This is a genomic window from Chryseobacterium sp. R2ACT005 (assembly GCF_049949215.1).
Taxonomy (GTDB): Bacteria; Bacteroidota; Bacteroidia; order Flavobacteriales; family Weeksellaceae; genus Chryseobacterium.
Window position 1 is genome coordinate 2,334,268 of the sequence record NZ_CP188192.1, and the last position, 16,572, is coordinate 2,350,839.

The following is a 16,572-nucleotide window of genomic DNA, read 5'->3' on the forward strand; positions in this document are numbered from 1 at the left end:
TTTCTGTTGCAGCAGAATCATAAATTTACTTATTCTCTTCAAAGATATTGATTTCTTATTTTTTTTTGTAATGAATGGTGGAAAGGCTTTTTAATATCACAGCACTCTGTTCCGGAGTAATATCCCGCTGTGGCTCAGCCAGCATTTCATATCCCACCATAAATTTTTTAACTTCCGCACTTCTGAGCAACGGAGGATAAAAGTGCATATGAAAATGCCATTCAGGATGTTCCCTACCATCTGTAGGTGACTGGTGAATTCCTGCAGAGTAAGGAAATGAGGTTTCAAAAAGATTATCGTATATTGTGGTCAGATTCTTGAGTATAGCTGCAAGGGATTCTTTTTCTTCCTCAGAAAATGCCGCAATATTTTCTCTTTTCTGTTTACTGATAATCATAGTTTCGTAGGGCCAAGATGCCCAAAACGGCACCAGTACAGCAAAATGTTCATTTTCTACAACAATACGTTCTCCGGCTGTAACTTCCTCCTGAAGATAGTCTTCCAGTAATGTGCTTTTATTCTTTTCAAAATAAGATTTCAGTTGATACTGTGTTTTCTGAACCATTGCCGGAATGGACGACTGCGCCCATATCTGCCCGTGCGGATGAGGATTGCTGCATCCCATGATGCTTCCTTTATTTTCAAAAATCTGAATATAATTGATATGTTCCAGAGCGGCGAGTTCATTGAACTGCTCCTGCCATACATCCACCACATTTTTTATGTGTTCCACAGACATTTCCGGTAAGGTAAGACTATGATTTTCAGAAAAACAAACCACCCTATTAATTCCACGTTCTGGTAAAAGAGTAAAGAATCCGGAATGTTTCTCGGAAAAATTAACTTCTTCATTCAACAATGCTCCAAAATCATTATTAAAAATATAAGTACCTTTATATGTAGGGTTTCTGTCTCCGTTAGCCCGCGGGTTTCCGGAACAGAGATAGCAGCCCGGATCGTATTCAGGACGGTTTTTTTCTGTTTTTTCTTCTCTCTGCCCCTGCCATGGCCGGCTTGCCCGCTGTGGAGAAACCAGTATCCATTCATCCAAAAGAGGATTATATCTTCTGTGAGGATGCTTTTTACGGTCAAATGATGTATTCATTGGTGTATTCTTTTATTCCGTCTGAAATTTTAACCTGATAAATTTTCATCTGAATATTAAAATGTTCAAAATATTTTTCACTGATGGCTTTAATCACTTCTTCAGCTTTATTTTCCTGAATCAGGTTGATGCTGCAGCCTCCGAAACCGCCTCCCATAATTCTTGCTCCCAGCACACCTTCCTGATGTAATGCATGTTCTACTAAAAAATCAAGCTCATCACAGCTGACCTCAAATTCAGTTGAAAGCCCGGTATGGGTTTCCGTGAGAAGAGTTCCCAGATATTCAATATTTCCTTCCGAAATTGCTTTGGCCGCCATTTCTACTCTTCGGATTTCTTTCAACAGATAGAGACATCTTTTGTATGAAATATCTCCCATTTCTTCTTTTGTACGATCAAGCATAGACAACGTAAAATCCCTGAATTTTTCAATTTCAGGAAAGTTTTTCCATAAGACTTTTTTACCACGTTCGACATCTCTACGTCTTTCGTTATAACCGGATGTCAGATGACTGTGTTTTACACAGCTGTCAAAAAGTAACAGGCTATATCCTTTAAGATCAGCATCAAAATATTGATGATCCAGGGAATTACAGTCGAGCATAATCACCTTATTTTCCTTTCCGAAAACGGAAGCAAACTGATCCATTATTCCACAATGAACTCCAGCAAAAGTATGCTCTGATTTTTGCCCGATCACCGCGATTTCTTTTTTGGTCAGATGAAGATCAAAAAGCTCATTGAGGATATACGCAAAACCACATTCAAGGGCAGCCGAAGAAGAAAGCCCGGATCCCATCGGAATGGTACTGCTAAAGACAATTTCCATTCCACAAAACTGGTTTTCCGGCTTCTGTAATTGGCTGAAAACACCCAGAATATAATTCATCCACATTTGCTGCACCGGTTTTACCTCCATTGTAACATCAAATGTATATTTTTCTCCAAGGTCTTTGGCTACGATGGTACAGAAATTAGTCTGTGGCATCCTTCGGACAGCAAAACAGATGTATTTATCTATGGCAGCAGGAAGTACGAATCCATCACTATAGTCTACATGTTCACCAATAATATTAATTCTTCCGGGAGAAAGGAAGATATGTTCGGGTCCTGATTTGAACTCGGTTTTAAACTTTTCTACGGTAAGGTTGATTAACTGTTCATCCATATTAATCTTTTATGATAAAGCAGATGCTGGCAATCTAAAATATAAAACTACTGAATTTATAACAGAGAAGTTATACTTTTTCTGCCCAATCTTATCTCATTTTTTGTGAATCTTTAATAAACTGGTCTAATCCTGAATCTGTCAGCGGATGTTTAAGCAGAGATAGTATTGGAGCCAGCGGACAGGTCACGACATCAGCTCCCAACTTTGCACAATTGACAATATGCATGCTGTGTCGCACTGAAGCAGCCAGTATCTGAGTAGCAAAAGCATAATTGTCATAAATCTCTCTGATTTCTGAGATAAGATGAAGGCCGTCCGTAGAAACATCATCCAGCCTTCCCAGAAACGGAGAAACGTAAGTAGCTCCTGCTTTGGCAGCCAGCAATGCCTGTCCGGAAGAGAATACAAGCGTACAGTTTGTTTTTATTTCTTTTTCAGAAAAATAGCGGATAGCTTTAATTCCGTCTTTAGTTATAGGAACTTTTACCACAATCCTTGGATGCAATGCAGCGAGCTCCTCTCCTTCTTTAATCATTTCTTCAAAAGTAATTCCCAATACTTCAGCACTTACATCCCCTTCTACAATATTACAGATTTCAAGGTAATGATTATGTATATTTTGCTTTCCTGAGATTCCTTCTTTCGCCATCAGTGAAGGATTAGTGGTTACTCCGTCCAGAACTCCAAGAGCATTGGCTTCTTCTATCATCGCCAGATTGGCAGTGTCAATAAAAAATTTCATAAAAGTGATTATTATTTTATAAGTGTTAAAATTACACTTATATTTTAATAAATCATCATGAGAATACACTTTTTTTATTGTAATGCAAAAAATTATTCTATAAAATAATTAAACTCTTTCCTGTATTGAGAAGGACTTTTTTGGATATACTCTTTAAAAGTTTTATTAAAATAACTGAAATTATTAAACCCGGATTCAAAGCAGACTTCTGTAATGCTCAAAGGCTGCTCTGTCAGAAGCTTAAGCGCATGGGTAATCCTGTACTCATTAACAAACCGGGTGAAAGTCTTGTTTGTAATTTTCTTAAAATAGCGACAAAAAGAAGGTACTTTCATATGGGCTAGTTCAGCGGCTTCTTCCAGGGTTATGGCTTCTTTAAAATGATCTTTAACGTAATTGAATATAAGATTGATTCTCTCATTGTCTTCAATCTGCGTCTGAAGATAATATTTTCCCGCATTTAAAATCCTGTAATCTTGAGTAACAGCCAATTCATCCAATATTTTCAGAAATCTGCACAACTTATCCAAAGAGGAAGCTTCATGCATCTCAACAATCTCTTTTCCGATTGCTTTTTTCACGTCTTCCCCAAACACAATACCTGCCTTTGACTTTTCAAGCAAAGCAGAAATTCCTTGCATCTCCGGTATGTCCCAGATAGGTTCTCCTAAAAAATCAGGTTTGAACTGAATAACCATTTCATACTCATTATGTGTACTTTCATTGGTGAGTCCGCAATGCGGAAGATTGCTTCCTATTAGAACGAGATCACCATCTGAAAAATAAGAAATACTGCTTCCAATTTGTCTTTTACCGGAACCTTTACAGACAAAAATCAGCTCAACCTCGGGATGATAATGCCAGATATGTGATTTTATATTCTCATTCGTCAGAAATTTCAGGCTGGTAAAACTGCTCCCAATAGTCGGTCTTATCGCTTCAAAAGAAGGGCTTACATGTTTCATACACCAAATCAATATTTATATGCAAAATTAACAATTAATACATTAATAACAACAAACAAAGTTAATATAGCACATAAATATGAAAATTTAATTATAGCCTAAGAATTATTGGTGTCATAGCTTTGCAATATTAATCCTAAAAGCCTTAACCCATGAGCACATTATTAAAAGCAGTATTTTTTGCAGGAACATTATTGTTTTCAGCAAATGTAATGAGTAAGGATAGAGATTTTTCCCTTTCCTTTGGAAACGTACAAGCCAAGACGTTAAACTTTGAGCTGTCGAACGCCAGAAGCGTATCTATTTTTGTTTATAACTCTGCACATGATGAGCTATTCGCTGAAAATCTTACGGATGGGGGGCATGTAATGAAAACTTATGATTTTCAGAGCTTTGAGCCCGGAACTTATTATCTGGTAGCAGAATCAGAAATGAAGATAGAAAAGTACAAAATACAAATTAGTTCTGAGAATGTAATGGAAGTGGAAAAAACACCTGTGAGTGCTGTTCATAAGCCTGAATATAGCATTTCCGGGCATATGGCAAAACTGCATATGTCTGATGTAAAAGGGCCTGTAAACATTTCTGTATCTGATCTTTCCAATACCACTTATTATACATCCAGCAGAAAAGCTGATGACGGAAAGATCGATGTCACTTTTGATCTCGATCCCAAAACAGCAGATCAATATATCATCCGCGTTGAAGAAAACGGAAATGTTTTCAATAAAATAATTTCTCTCCGGTAAATCGGAATATATACAGATAGATTGACATATCGATCATTCCAACTTATTTTGGATTAAAATTTTACTTACAGTTTATTGTTTTGAGGCAGCTTTCATTCCGATCCGGAAAAAGAGCTGCCTCATTTTTTTAATTGTGATGGGTCATATCCAGCTTGATTTTCTTCAGATCTTCCAGTTCATGAACGGGGCGTTCAATGTCATAAGGAATTGGCTTTTTGGAAAAAGTCTGGAAATACAGCAGGCAGGCATCTTTCCACCATACTGCATCCCTTGATTGAATTCTTAGCTTTGACTGAACATCAGTAAATCGTTCTTTGTCTATATAAGGTTCCACTCTATCCCATATTTTCTGATAGTCCCTCACCTTTTTCACTCCAGAATCATAAGTGTAACACAAATCATCCCATAGGGTTTTCCCGTCTTTCATTGTATAATCCCACGGAACATGATGAAACCAGAGGATAAGGTTTTCCGGGCAGGCTGAGATATTCCCATACCTTTCATTAAGCGGCGGAAAATACTGTGAAACAGCATTACTCCCTGTTTTTGTTCTGTTAAAACCTAACCCCTCAGCATCAGCCTGATGGTAATAAACAGGTGACCAGTCCGGTCTTCCGCCTTTATAATCTCCCCACGGCTCAGGACCATAATGATGTCCTCCCGCAAAGATATGGTGTAGCCCTAAAGGCATCATATAATCTACAGCAGTTTCCCTGGAGGAAAGCATGATTTCCTTTACCGGATTCAGAAAGTTCTGATCGTCGGTGAATGTCATTTTAATCCATTCATCTGCAATCTGCTCTGAACTCAGCTCGTGATTCCACGCTAATCTGCCAAATGCATACCAGTTAGCCTGTGCAAAATGATGTCCCGTCCAGTTGGTATCTTCTCCAATATTGGCAACAACTGAAATGGCTGTAATTTTTGAGGGTCTTAAAGTACCGTCTGTTATTTTAGCAATTGTAGATCCCTGACCGTCAGAATACGTATCACTTTCCAGTGTTTCCTTGAATAATGGAGCCAGAAAAACCAAATGATTTGAAAAACCCAGATATTCCTGTGTAATCTGAAACTCTACCATTTCTGAAGTTTTTTTCAAAGCACCGAAAAGTGGATTAAATGCTTCACGGGGCTGAAAATCTACCGGACCATTTTTGATCTGAATAATTACATTATCCTTGAATTTACCGTCCAGAGGAACAAATTCAAGGTAAGCCTGTTTAGCTCTGTCGTCTTTGCTCGGGCTGTAGACAAATGCTCTCCACATAACGATTCCGTTGTAAGGCTTCAGGGCATCGGCCATCATATTGGCTCCGTCCGCATGGGTTCTTCCGTAGTCCTGAGGACCCGGCTGCCCTTCGGAATTGGCTTTCACCAAAAATCCACCGAAATCGGGAATCATCTTGTAAATTTCAGCAGCTTTGTCTTTCCACCATTTTTGTACATCTTTATTCAGTGGATCTGAATTTTGTAATCCTCCCAGCACTTTAGGTGAAGAAAAATTAACAGAAAGATATACCTTAATGCCATAAGGCCTGAAAATATCAGCCAGAACCTTCACCTTTTTAAGATAATCTTCCCTAAGCATATTGGGCGATGCATTCACATTATTCAAAACAACGGAATTGATTCCTACAGAGGCATTTGCTCTCGCATATTCTTCATAGCGCGGAGAAACTTTCCCGGGTAAATCTTCCCATTTCCAAAGGGATCTTCCTGCGTATCCTCTTTCAATACTCCCATCCAGATTATCCCAATGGTCCAGAACTCTTACATCGTATGATGGTTTTTCAATAGTATTTAAATGAGACAGATCTGCCTTTGTTTGCTGCAATCGTAAAATATGATACACTCCGTACAACAGCCCTATTTCTTTGCCTGCAGAAATAATAATTTTTTCAGACGTGGAAACAATTCTGTAACCATCTTTCAGATTTTTGTCTTTGTTTTCTGTACAAAGTTCCACCATTTGTCCCAGCCAGTGACTGTTCAGCTCTTTTCTGGCAATATTCAGGGTTGGGCTGTTGCCTTTGGAAATAATTTTATCTGCCGATATTCCGTTTTTTGCAGGAAACCGAAGCCACAGCTGACTTCCGTCCTCCGCGAAAACCAGTAACGGAATGATCAGAAAAAATAGAATGTTGAGTCTCAGATATCGCATTGAAAAATTTTAAATTATTAAAGATGACTATGGTTGTCCTTCCAGACCTTCGATCGTCTTGATTTTGCCTTCATGATCGTATTCCAGCTCAACAACCTTCATACTTCTCAGCCATGTTTTACCGCCACTCGGAACAGAATCATGGAAAAACAGATACCATTTTCCTTTGAACTCCACAATGCTGTGATGGGTTGTCCATCCTACCACCGGAGTAAGAATTTCACCCTGGAAAGTAAATGGTCCGAAAGGATTATCTCCGGTTGCATAGCAAATCAGGTGAGTGTCTCCTGTTGAATAAGAAAAGTAATATTTACCGCTGTATTTATGCATCCATGACGCTTCAAAAAAACGATGTTTATCCCCATGAAGCAGTGGTTTTCCGTTTTCATCGAGAATGACAACATCTTTAGGCGCTTCAGCAAATTGAAGCATATCATCGCTCAGCAGAACTACTTTTGAAGAAATTGCAGGCTCATCATTTTCAGGGATTATCGCAGATTCAAGTGCTTTATTATCCCTGTAACGCTGCAATTGTCCGCCCCAGATTCCTCCGAAATACATATAATATTTTCCGTTATCTTCAAAAATACAGGGATCGATGCTGTAACTTCCCATCATCGGATGCTTTTCAGGAATGAAAGGTCCATAAGGCTTGTCGCTCACAGCAACCCCAATTCTGAAAATGTCATTTTGATCCTTCAGAGGAAAATACATATAATATTTCCCATCTTTGAAGGCAACATCGCAATCCCACAGCTGTCTCCCCGCCCATGAAATGTCTTTTACCGAAAGGACTACGCCATGGTCTTTTATTTCACTGCCGTCCACATCATCCATTGAGAAAACATGGTAATCATTCATGTCGAAATGGTCTCCGTTGTCGTTTTCTTCAATCCCGCTTTCTCTGTCGTGAGAGGGATAGATATAAATTTTACCTTCAAAAACGTGAACGGAAGGATCTGCCATATAATCTTCCGGGAATAAATATTTTGATTTTTTCATTAAATAAAATTCTATTGATTTTAATTTTTCTCTGCAAGCTTTATTATTTTTTGTACTAGAGGTTTCTCCTTGTCTTTCCTGTCAAACAGTAGTGGGTAATCTGTTCTTCCTTTCACCGGAAAATCGTTTTTCCAGGATTGCTTATCGGTAACACCCCACAAGGTTACTCTTCTTATTTTATCTTGGTGTTTTAAGAATAAACTGAAGAAATCAAGATAACGGTCTTCCCATTTTATTTCTACTTTCTTGGGAAGTCCTTTGGTGTAAGGATTCATTTCTTTCTGATAGGCAACAGTATCTGAAACATTGGCAGAACTTCCCCATGGGGAAGGCAGCGCACTAATTTCAAGCTCTGTAATATTGACCTTAACTCCTGCATTGGAATAGGCAAGAATTGCTTTCTCATATTCATCTATGGAAGGGTTATCCATCCCGACATGAGCCTGCATTCCGACACCATCAATACGGATTCCTCTTGATTTAAGTTTTTCAACCATTTTAATAACGGTTTTTACCTTTTCAGGGTACCATTCATTATAATCGTTGTAATATAATTCTGCATTGGGATCAGCTTCCTGCGCATATTGAAATGCCAAAGGAATAAAATCTTCACCCAGGATTTCATAAAATTTACTTTTTCTGTAGGATCCGTCTTCAAGAATGGCCTCATTGACAACGTCCCATCCTTTTACTTTTCCTTTGTAACGGGAAACTACCGTTGTAATGTGTTTTTTCATGCGCTGTTTCAATACTTCCGGAGAAACGTCTTTTCCATTTTCATCTGAAAAAAACCATTTTGGAAGCTGGGAATGCCAGATTAGTGTATGCCCGATAATGAACATATTGTTTTTCATCCCGAAATCAACAAATTTATCAGCATCATCAAAGAAGAATTTTCCTTCCTGAGGCTGCAGAAACATAGATTTCATGCAATTTTCAGCAACAATAGAGCTGAATTGTTTTTTGATAATTGCTGCTGCTTTCTGATCTGTACCATCAATCTGGGGCAGACTCATAGCGGTCCCTATATAGAATTTGTCCTGAAATGCTTTTTTTAAAGACCCGTCAGGTTTCTGTGCCGACAGACCTGAAGCAGTAATTACTGCCAAACCAATTAAAATACGTTTCATATTGTTAGTTTTATTTTCTTCTTTCAGCCAGATCTTTTTCAATCTGGACTTCCATTTTTTTGTTGATTTTGTAAAATAAAAGCAGTCCGCATGCAATGAAAAACGGTATAGACGGGAATATACTCACGAGCATTTTAGCTCCTGCGGCCACTGTTTCAGGCTGGATAACCTGTTCGTTACCATGTACTGAAATGTATCCGTATTTCCCTATGATCAATGCCACCAGTGAGCTGCCTATGCTGAGACCTACTTTCAGTCCTACCATCATGGCAGAGAAAATAATAGCGGTTGCCCTGCGGTTGTTCTTCCATTCAGAATAGTCTGCAACATCAGCAATCATAGCCCACAAAAGCGGCGTACTGATTCCGTAAAAAAATCCGTGTACAATCTGTGACAAAAACATGATTCCCACTGCTTTCGGAGGATAAAATACAAAGGAAAGAATAAAGAGTGTAGAGATGAATAATGAAGCAATAAAAGTGTCACGCTTTCCAAATCTGTCTGCCAGTTTTTTAGAAAAGGTAATACCTACAATCATCATCACAATTCCTCCTGCATTAAACAATCCGAATCCTGCAGACTTTGGATCTTCCCCAAAGAAATTCATCCCTGCAGAATTAAAAAATGCTGTAATGGGTGAAATAAAACTTTTGAGTGCATTTTCATCCACATAATTGTTAAAATAATATACATAAGATCCCCCTTTCATTGCCAGTGTGATGAATATAAATGCGGTCACAGTAAGCATAATAATCCAGGGCCTGTTCTGGAATAAATCTTTTAAATCTTCTTTCAGACTTGATTTCTGCTCCGGCTTGGGAATGATTCTTTCTTTGGTCGTAAAAAATGTAATCAAGAGCATGATAGATCCAATTACAGCCAGCCATGTCATAACGGTCTCAATTCCCTGTGCTTTGTCTCCGTGTCCTATATATAAAATGATAGGCAACATAAACACCTGTACAAAGAACTGTGCAAACATCACTGCTACAAAACGGTACGAAGAAATACTGTTTCTTTCTCCCATATCTCCCGTGATAACACCGCTCAAAGCAGCATAAGGCAGGTTATTGGATGCATACAATAACAGTAATAATGAATAGGTAACCGCAGCATAGATCATTTTACCCTGATAGGAAAAGTGAGGGGTACTGAAGGCCAGCAGTGCTGCAATACCCAATGGTAGAGCAGTAAATAAAATCCATGGCCGGAATTTGCCCCAACGTGAGCTTGTACGGTCTGCGAGTGCTCCGATAAGCGGATTAAAGCCAAATCCGGCAATTAAACCTACTGTAAGAGTGATGACAGAGGCATCCTCGGCTTTTAGTCCATAAATATCCGTATAAAAATAGGTCAGGTAGGTAACTAAGGTTTGAAAAACAAGATTGGCCGCCAGATCTCCCAGACTGTACCCTACTTTTTCGATTACCGATATTTTTTGTGGCTGATTATCCATTGAATTTGATATGGTTTTCTATGTTAAATTATTTTTTTTCTGTTGTAAAAGGTGAAGCCGGAAGCTCGCTTTTGTTTTTAAGATTGCCATCAGGATTGTCTGCCCAGTCGTAGCGTACATTAACAGGATTGGATACCTGATCATTCCACACCATCACTTTATTCCCTTTTGCTTCTGCTTTTGCCCATTGGTAGTTCCCATCTTTCTGTTGTATGGCAAAACCTTTGAGGTCTCCCTGTACCAGATCATCTGTGCCAGGTTTAAAAGATAGAATAATTGTATTTCCTTCTGTTTTCATTGACTGATAAACGGGACCGTCAGCAATGATTTTTTTTCCCTCCCCGATTTTCAGGGCCTGTAAAGCCAGCCTGTCACCCACTGTTTTTTTATTGAGCGGATGAATATCGTTCCATTCTCCCACATCAATCGTTACTGCAAGTCCTGCATAAGGAACATTGAGGGAAACCTGTCTTTGCTGTTCTCTCAGCTCAGCCCAACCGCTATCCAATGGTTCATCTTTTTTCTCCATGAAATTGGCCAGCTGTACAATCAGGAACGGTAGATCACTTTTATTCCATTTTGAACGCCAGTCTGAGATCATTGTTGAAAGCAAATCACCGTATTCTTTTGGAATCCCTGTATTGCTTTCACCCTGATACCAGATAAATCCTTTAATGTTGTAATTGATCAGCGGGTTGATCATGGCATTATAAAGTCCTAACGGTTTCCACCGGATAAAAGTTTGTCCGGGAGCCATTTTTTCCATTTTTGCTCCTATTTTGTATTTCCACTCACCTTTAAGATCTGTTTTCTTTCCGTCGATTTCCAGATAATAGGGTTTGTCAGCGATAAACTGTCCTTTTCCGCTGCCATTGATGACTCTTACCGTAATGACATTCTTTCCTTCTTTTAAAACGCCTTCCGGAATGTCGTACCAGCGTGGCGGATATTCATAGGTAACATTTCCTACTTTAATTCCATTGATGTAAGTAACATCAGCATCTTTAATCCTTCCCAGATTTAAAAATGCTGTTTTCCGGTCTGCTCCTTTAGGCAGGATAATTTCTTTGCGGAACCATACCGAACCGTCAAACGAGCCTTCCTGATCCTCCCATGATCCGGGTACCATCATGGTTTTCCATCCGGAATCACTTGCCTTATCTTTTTCCCAATGTTGATTCAGCCCGATATCACTCTGATCAAGCTCTGCATACCATGCTTTGCTTAATGATCTTTCCTGAGATTCTGTGGATTGTATCAACTCATCACTTTTCCATTTTTCTGCTTCAGCCAGATATTCCGGATATTTTTTTAGTGATTTTTCATCCATCCATGCCTGAACCGGAGAGCCTCCCAGACTGGTATGAATAATTCCTATAGGAACTTTATTTTTTTCGTTCAGTTCTTTGGCAAAAAAATAGGCAACCCCTGAAAAATTAAGGATTGTCTGAGGATTTGTACTTTCCCATTTCCCTCCGTCAAGATCATTTTGCGGAGCTTTAAAGTTGTATTTCTGTGGAACCGTGAAGAATCTTATATTCTGATTATTCGCAGTTTTAATTTCATTTTCATACAAAGGCGTCAGCCTGCGCATCGGAAGTTCCATATTGGATTGTCCTGAAGCTACCCATACATCCCCAATAAGAATATCTTTAAGGGTAATCTCATTAATCGTCATAGTATATGGACCTCCGGAATTAAGCTTTGGAATCATGAGGGTCCAGTTACCATTCTGATCAGCAGTGGAATTATATGTTTTATTGACAAACCTGACCGTAATTTTTTCTCCTGCATCTGCATATCCCCAGATCTTCAGATTCTGATTTCTCTGAAGGATCATTCCGTCTGAAACTAAAGCAGGCAGCCTTACTTTTGCTTCAAAACTGCAAATGGCTGCAAGAAAAAATAATAAATATAGGGTTCTGTTTTTCATGGGAAAAATCTGTTTTTAATTTTGGTTCAGCTTTATTTCTTTTCGTAATTTCCTGTCAGTAAACGGACTTCAATGATTTTAGCGGTCATTAGTTTTTCTTCTGTCAGAAATTTTACGGTAAGATTTTCTTTATTCTTTTCTGAATCCGGTATCGGAACCACTAGATATTGAGGCGAAGCTCCAGACTTTCCTTCCAGATTTTGAGCCATGATTTTTTTACCATTGATCTCAATATTCAATGTACGATTGGTATTGGCATCGAAATACTGCAAGTAAAGGAATGAAGCATTTTTTCCGTTATTTTTCATCTGATAACTGAACCAGCCTTTGGCATCGCGGAAGTGGCAGTCTTCCATATATCCTGTACCAGAGTCTTTGCTTTCTATAAAATGATCTGATTCCGGCTGCTGTTCGCCCAGCTGGATTTTATCTGCGGTGATCATATCCAGTTTTCTGATTTCAGCTTCTTCTTTTGCTCTTTGCTTCAATGTATTTTCTATTCCGTTTTTGTCAGCCTGCGGCCAGTACAGGATATATCTTTCTGCCTGAATACTGTAAAATGGCACAAGACTTAAGCCTTTTTCGAATTTTTCAGCCGGGTAAAGCCCTGTAACTGCAAAGTTGAGCGGTCTATTGTTGGAAGGCTTAACATGATTGACAACCTCGACAGAATTTCCAAGGATAACTGGAATTTCGTTTAAAGGAATCTGCGGACCATGAGCAATATGGCCGCCTCTGCTATCGTCCGCAAGAAGTCCCTGTTGGTTTTCGGTTCCATATGTTGCGGCAAGCACTACAGGACCGTATTTAAATGCATAATAATTGGAATGGTCAGGCAGCTGTTCTGCAGAAATATGCATCGGTAAAATCATTTTCACAACATCTCCTTTTTTCCATTTTTTAGTCAGTGTAAAATAGCCGTCAGAACCACGCTGTACTTTTTCCTGTTTTCCATTGATCAGAATTTGTACTTCCGAAGGTGTAGTCCATTCCGGACATCTCAGTTTTAAATTAAATTCTGATTTTCCTGCCGTATCAAAGATCAATGTTGTTTCAGGAACTTCCGGGAAATTGTTCACCTGACGGAGCACTACATTTTGCTCTTTCCATGTCAATGTGGAAGGGATAAACAGGTTTACATATAAATCCTTATTCGACCGGGCATAAATCATTTCTCCATATTTCGCATGATTTTCCATTCCGGATCCTACACAACACCAGAAGCTGGTCTGAGGCTGTGAATACACACGATAATGGCCGGGACGCATCGGGGTAAAGTACACGAAGCCTCCCTGATCATGATTTTCCGTGGAAAGGATATGATTGTATAATGCTTTTTCGTAATAATCTATATAGTAAGATTCTGGCTGCGTTGCATAAAGCTCTTTGGTAAGCTTAAGCATATTATAGGTATTGCATGTTTCCGGACCTTCAATACTTTTTATCATGCTGCTGAAATCATTAACGGGATTAAAATGCTCACTGACACTATTGCCTCCAATAACTGAGGATCTTTTCTCGGTAATATTATGCCAGAAAAAATCAGCAGCTTTGCTCCACCGTTCATTGTTCTCAAGATCGGCAATACGTTTATAGCCGATTACTTTTGGAATCTGTGTATTGGCATGAAGCCCTGTCAGCTTATCTTCGCCTGTTAAAAGCGGTGCAAGAATAGCCTGATGGGAAAATCGGTGAGCCAGCTTCAGATATTTTTGGTCATGAGTGATATCATAAACATCTGCAAAAACTTCATTGAGTCCACCATGTTCACTGCGCAGCATATCCTGAATCTGTTCATCAGAAAGGCCTGCTACTTCATCCATTATCCAATCCGTGAGTCTGATCAACATTGTTTTTGCTTTTTCATTTTTTGCATACCAATAAGCATCACGTAACCCTGAGTACAGTTTATGAATATTGTATAAAGGTACCCAACGATCGTTCAACCCGAAGCCTGAAGCGCGAATGTTTCCCTGTTTAATTTCTTTCCAGATTTTTTTTCCATCGGGAATTCCTGAAACATACCCGTCCGGAGAGGCATTCTGGCAGCGTTCCAGCTCACTGATCATATAATAAATTCTCTGTTTTATTGCAGAATCTCCTGTAGAAGCATACATCAGGGATAATGCGGAAATATAGTGTCCTCCTATGTGGCCGTCCAACCCTGTATTTTCCCAATTAGGATAGCTATCTGCTTTTGGTTTCAGTCCTGCTTCTTTAAGGTAAGGAACCAACAGTCTATCCGGTTCCATAGCCATGAGATACTTACGGTCTGCTATCATGGCTTTGTTAAAAACACTTTCTGATAACTTTACAGTTTCCAAAGGGAAATAATGAATTTTCTTCTTCACCTGAGCTGAGGTAAATGAGACAAAACATAATAAAATTAGTGAAAGTTTTGGGGTCATGGATAAATGTTAATTCAACATTTCTAAAATAATGGAAAGAATCTATATACGAAACATTTCCTGTGTTATTTTTTTATTTAAAACTTTCTACAAGGCCCTAAAAATAACAAAAAATGCATTACCTTATCATAAAAAATAAGATAATTAAATTACAGAAAAACCAGGCTCTATAATTATAGGATTCCCTATGAAAATGACTTCAGGATATGTTTTGGTGGAAATTTCAACAATACAGTAAATACCTTATCGTATTTTTAACATTAAGCCCTATTTATTAATTATTATCGGCAATAATTTTAATTTTAACAAAATTTTAACATTCAATTCATGTATAATTAACCTGATTTCTGTGATAATCTTCATTTTTTATAACTATTACAGCTCCCAAAATATGCTCTAAGAATAATTTAAATGAAATAAATCATTCATATTAAAAGTGTAAGAATCACATTTATATAATATTGTATCTATAAAAGATTTACCTTTGCAGTAAAATATAAAAGATGACTGAGGATTACTCCCAATATCCCAAACACCTTGTTGCCGTTGACTGTATTATTTTCGGTTTTGACGGCGAAAATCTAAAAATACTTCTGGTAAAAAGAAATTTTGAACCTCAAATGGGCGAATGGTCGCTGATGGGCGGCTTCGTTGGCGGTGACGAAACTTCAGATGAGGCAGCTAACAGAGTGCTGTGTACATTAACCGGTCTTGAAAATATTTATCTTGAACAGTTGAAATGCTATACGGAAATTAACCGTGAGCCGACAGCCAGAATCATGTCTATCTCCTATTATGCACTGATCAATATTGAAAAAGATATTCAGATCAATGAGCAGTACAGTGCAGAATGGGTTGAACTTCAGAAATTACCTAATCTTATCTTCGATCATAATGAAATGGTAAAGGATGCTGTAGCAAGACTGAGAAGAAGGGCTTCCACGGGCCCTATTGGGTTTGAACTTCTTCCTGAAAAATTCACAATGAAGGATCTTCAGAATCTTTATGAAGCTATTTTTGATGAAAAATTCGACAAGCGGAATTTTACCAGCAAGATCAATAGTATGGATATCCTTGTCAATACCAATAAAAAGGATATGAGCTCATCCAGAAAAGGGTCTTTTCTTTACCGTTTTGACGAAAAAAAATACAACAAAAAAATCTCCCGCGGATTTATGTTTAAGATCTAATATATATAACTGTATAATTTTAGAAAAGAGTTTATATAAAATTAACAATTTAGAGTTATACAAAATTTCGCATACTCTTATTAAAATCTCACTTTTGCGAGATTTTTTTTGCGTTCTTACCGAAAATTTCAAGCAAGCCAAACAGTTATTTCATCTTTTTTCAGTATGATCATAATAAAAATTTATGATAAGCTTTTTTCTTTTCTCCTACCACACAATGCATTATAATTATATGGTTTATAACCTTAATTATGATATGTAAATTTTTGTTAATTTTTAATAAAATATTAATTTATATTTAATATTTTATTTATTTTTATACAAAACTAATAACCATATTTAACAACAGGTTAAATTTTCACAAAACACACACTCCGTTTCGTGGAAAACCAAAGAGAAGAAAAGATTTTCAAATCGCAAACTGAATAGAAATGGTTCTATTCTTCTACCAAAACCAATTTTTAAGAATCAGGAAAACCTGGAAACGAACAGTTAAGTGGGTCTAATAGAAAAATATAATATCAGTCCACATTCAAATCTGGTGTCAATAAAAATTAGAA

Annotated in this window: 12 protein-coding genes; 2 read left to right on the forward strand and 10 right to left on the reverse strand. The window is 37.9% G+C overall.

The window, feature by feature from the left end; genetic code table 11:
* Nucleotides 1-55: 55 nt before the first annotated feature.
* The 4 genes from ACPF63_RS10750 to ACPF63_RS10765 form a co-directional block, all read right to left on the reverse strand.
* Nucleotides 56-1,105, reverse strand: a complete 1,050-nt coding sequence (locus ACPF63_RS10750; RefSeq protein WP_426483012.1) for a UDP-glucose--hexose-1-phosphate uridylyltransferase — start codon at nt 1,103-1,105, stop codon at nt 56-58.
* Entirely contained in the window at nt 1,089-2,273 is a 1,185-nt protein-coding gene (gene galK, locus ACPF63_RS10755; RefSeq protein WP_426483013.1) for a galactokinase, read from the reverse strand. Before galK ends, ACPF63_RS10750 begins: the two co-directional genes overlap by 17 nt.
* A 91-nt stretch (nt 2,274-2,364) precedes the next feature.
* Entirely contained in the window at nt 2,365-3,018 is a 654-nt protein-coding gene (gene fsa, locus ACPF63_RS10760) for a fructose-6-phosphate aldolase (protein WP_426483014.1), read from the reverse strand.
* 92 nt (nt 3,019-3,110) lie between these two features.
* Entirely contained in the window at nt 3,111-3,983 is an 873-nt protein-coding gene (locus tag ACPF63_RS10765; RefSeq protein WP_426483015.1) for an AraC family transcriptional regulator, read from the reverse strand.
* Between the two features lie 152 nt (nt 3,984-4,135).
* Between ACPF63_RS10765 and ACPF63_RS10770 the strand changes: the two genes are divergently transcribed.
* Nucleotides 4,136-4,732, forward strand: coding sequence for a hypothetical protein (locus ACPF63_RS10770; RefSeq protein ID WP_426483016.1), 597 nt, complete (start codon nt 4,136-4,138; stop codon nt 4,730-4,732).
* Nucleotides 4,733-4,859: 127 nt separating this feature from the next.
* Here the strand turns inward: ACPF63_RS10770 and ACPF63_RS10775 are convergent, their stop codons facing one another.
* The 6 genes from ACPF63_RS10775 to ACPF63_RS10800 are packed head-to-tail and all read right to left on the reverse strand — an operon-like array spanning nt 4,860 to nt 14,822.
* The gene (locus tag ACPF63_RS10775; protein WP_426483017.1) at nt 4,860-6,893 is read right to left on the reverse strand and encodes an alpha-glucuronidase; all 2,034 of its coding nucleotides are present in this window, start codon (nt 6,891-6,893) and stop codon (nt 4,860-4,862) included.
* Nucleotides 6,894-6,920: 27 nt separating this feature from the next.
* A complete protein-coding gene (locus ACPF63_RS10780; RefSeq protein WP_426483018.1) occupies nt 6,921-7,895 on the reverse strand; it encodes a glycoside hydrolase family 43 protein in 975 nt (324 codons plus the stop codon).
* A gap of 20 nt (nt 7,896-7,915) precedes the next feature.
* Nucleotides 7,916-9,025, reverse strand: a complete 1,110-nt coding sequence (locus tag ACPF63_RS10785) for an endo-1,4-beta-xylanase (RefSeq protein ID WP_426483019.1) — start codon at nt 9,023-9,025, stop codon at nt 7,916-7,918.
* A gap of 10 nt (nt 9,026-9,035) precedes the next feature.
* Nucleotides 9,036-10,481 carry an MFS transporter gene (locus ACPF63_RS10790; RefSeq protein WP_426483020.1) on the reverse strand — a complete coding sequence of 482 codons (1,446 nt, stop codon included), beginning with the start codon at nt 10,479-10,481 and terminating at the stop codon, nt 9,036-9,038.
* A gap of 28 nt (nt 10,482-10,509) precedes the next feature.
* Nucleotides 10,510-12,414, reverse strand: coding sequence for a sialate O-acetylesterase (locus ACPF63_RS10795; protein WP_426483021.1), 1,905 nt, complete (start codon nt 12,412-12,414; stop codon nt 10,510-10,512).
* A gap of 32 nt (nt 12,415-12,446) precedes the next feature.
* The gene (locus ACPF63_RS10800) at nt 12,447-14,822 is read right to left on the reverse strand and encodes a beta-L-arabinofuranosidase domain-containing protein (protein ID WP_426483022.1); all 2,376 of its coding nucleotides are present in this window, start codon (nt 14,820-14,822) and stop codon (nt 12,447-12,449) included.
* Between the two features lie 503 nt (nt 14,823-15,325).
* Here ACPF63_RS10800 and ACPF63_RS10805 point away from each other — a divergent pair.
* Nucleotides 15,326-16,012, forward strand: a complete 687-nt coding sequence (locus ACPF63_RS10805; protein WP_426483023.1) for an NUDIX hydrolase — start codon at nt 15,326-15,328, stop codon at nt 16,010-16,012.
* Nucleotides 16,013-16,572 lie beyond the last annotated feature (560 nt).